Origin of the sequence: Kitasatospora sp. NPDC097643 (assembly GCF_040302625.1) — a bacterium.
GTDB lineage: Bacteria > Actinomycetota > Actinomycetes > Streptomycetales > Streptomycetaceae > Kitasatospora.
The window spans coordinates 1-2,709 of record NZ_JBEOSA010000156.1 but is presented as its reverse complement, the minus strand read 5'-3'; the positions used below and the strand labels follow the sequence as shown (position 1 = coordinate 2,709).

The 2,709-nt window shown below is 73.3% G+C and carries 1 pseudogene; it reads left to right on the top strand.

The features are described from left to right. Nucleotides 1–17 precede the first annotated feature (17 nt). Nucleotides 18–2,709: pseudogene (locus tag ABTY15_RS39530) on the top strand (acyltransferase domain-containing protein); the annotation flags it as partial.

Genomic DNA, 2,709 nt, shown 5'->3' with positions numbered 1-2,709 from the left:
CGGGTCTCGCGCTGACCGATGTGGCGTTCACGCTGGCGACGGCCCGTTCTGCGTTCGAGCACCGGGCGGCGCTGGTCGGTGACGACCGGGCGCAGCTGCTGGCCGGTCTGGAGGTGCTGGCCGCGGGCGGGTCGGCAGGGGTTCGTGGGGTTGCGGGGACGGCCGGGCGTGCGGCGTTCCTGTTTGCGGGGCAGGGGAGTCAGCGGGTCGGGATGGGCTTGGAGCTGTCGGAGGCCTTCCCGGTGTTCGCGGCGGCGTTCGACGCGGTGTGCGCGGAGTTGGATCCGCTGTTGGACCGTCCGCTGCGCGAGGCGATCGTGGATGCGGGGCTGATCAACGAGACGGGGTACACGCAGCCGGCGTTGTTCGCGCTGGAGGTGGCGCTGTTCCGGCTGGTCGAGTCGTGGGGTGTGCGGCCGGACTTCCTGGCCGGTCATTCGATCGGTGAGCTGGCCGCCGCACACGTCGCGGGCGTCTTCTCGCTGGCGGATGCGTGCCGGCTGGTGGCGGCGCGTGGCCGGTTGATGCAGGCGCTGCCGCGTGGTGGTGCGATGGTCGCGGTGGAGGCGTCCGAGGCGGAGGTGGTGCCGCTGCTGACGGACGGTGTGGGCATTGCGGCGGTCAACGGGCCGACCTCGGTGGTGATTTCGGGTACCGAGGAAGCGGTTCTGGCGGTATCTGGTCAGTTGGAGGGCCGTCGGATCAAGCGGCTGACGGTCAGTCATGCCTTTCATTCGCCTTTGATGGACGGCATGTTGGCGGAGTTCCGTGCCGTGGCCGCCGAGGTGGCCTTCGCGGAGCCGCGGATCCCCATCGTCTCCACCCTGACCGGCACGCTCGCCTCGGCCGAGCTGGCCGACCCGGAGTACTGGGTGCGGCACGTCCGCGAGGCCGTCCGCTTCGCCGACGCGGTGCACGTGCTGGACGCCGAAGGTGTCCGGACGTTCCTGGAGCTGGGCCCGGACGGCACGCTGAGCGCCATGGCGCAGCCGTGCCTCCGCGAGGACACCGACGCCGTCCTGACGCCTACTCTCCGCCGTGACCGCTCCGAGTCGGAGAGCATCACCGCCGCGCTCGGCCGGCTGCACGTGCTCGGTGCGAAGGTCGACTGGCAGGCGGTTTTCGCGGGCACGGGTGCACGCCGGGTGGACCTGCCCACCTACGCGTTCCAGCAGGAGTACTTCTGGCCGCGGCCGCTGCGCGGGTTCGTGGGGGACGTGGTGTCCGCCGGCCTCGGGGCGGCCGACCACCCGCTTCTCGGTGCCTCGTTGGCGCTCGCCGACGCGGACGGCCATGTGTTCACCGGGCGGCTGTCGTTGGACGCCCACCCGTGGCTGGCGGACCACGCCGTGGCCGGCAGCGTGCTGCTGCCCGGCACGGCGTTCGTCGAGCTGGCGGTCCGGGCCGGTGACCAGGTCGGGTGCGGTCTGCTGGAGGAACTGACCCTGGAGGCGCCGCTGGTGCTTCCGCCGCGCGGTGCCGTGCAGATGCAGCTCTCCGTCGGCGTCCCGGACGACTCCGGCCGCCGGTCGGTGGCGGTCTTCTCCCGGCCGGAGGATGCACCGCTGGACGAGCCGTGGTCGCGCCACGCTGCCGGTGTGCTTGCGGCCGGCGGGAGTACGTCTGCCGCATTCGACCTGGCCGAGTGGCCGCCGGCCGGTGCCGAGCCGCTCGCGGTGGACGGTGTGTACGAGGCCTTCGCCACGGCCGGGTTCGCGTACGGGCCGGTGTTCCAGGGTCTGCGGGCGGCGTGGCGGCGGGACGGAGAGGTCTTCGCCGAGGTGGCGCTGCCGGAGGACGTGCGGGCCGAGGCGACATCGTTCGGCCTGCATCCTGCACTGCTCGACGCTGCGCTGCACGCGGTCGGCGCGGGCCGGGTGCTGGAGGACACCGGCCAGGGGCGGCTGCCGTTCTCCTGGTCGGGCGTGTCCCTGTTCGCCGCCGGCGCGACCGAGCTGCGCGTACGGATCGGTGCGGCCGGCGCCGACGGCGTGTCGCTGGCCGTGGCGGACGGCACGGGCCGACCGGTGGCCGAGGTCGGCACCCTGATCCTGCGGCCCTTCGCCCTTGAGCAGTTGGCGGGGGGCCGGCAGGATTCGCTGTTCCGCCCCGAGTGGCTGCCGGTGGTCCTGCCGTCCTCCGCGTCGACCGGGTCGATCGGTCTGCTGGGTGAGGACGAGCTGAGCCTGGCCGGTGCGGTCCGCTTCGCCGGTCTGGCTGCGGTGGCAACGGCCGAAGCCGTCCCCGACATCCTGGTGCTCCCGGTCCCCACTGGGCTCGGCCCCGATCCGGTGGCCGCCGCGCATGTGACCGTCCGGCACACCATGGCGCTGGTGCAGGAGTGGCTGGCAGCGGACGTGTTGGCGAACTCCCGCCTGGTGGTGGTCACCTGGGGCGCGAGTTCCGGCAAGGACCTGGCGGCCGCCGCGGTGCACGGCCTGCTGCGCTCGGCGCAGTCGGAGAACCCGGGCCGGATCACCCTGATCGACCTGGACGAGGACCCGGCCTCGCAGCAGGCCCTGCCGAATGCGCTCGACGCCGAGGAGCCCGACCTCGCCCTGCGCGCCGGCGAGGCCTTCGCCCGGCGGCTGATGCGGACCGCCGGGACGGACTCCCCGTCCATGGGTCTGCGGGCGTTGGACCCTGCGGGGACGGTGTTGCTGACGGGTGCGACGGGTTCGCTCGGTCGGCAGGTGGCCCGTCACCTGG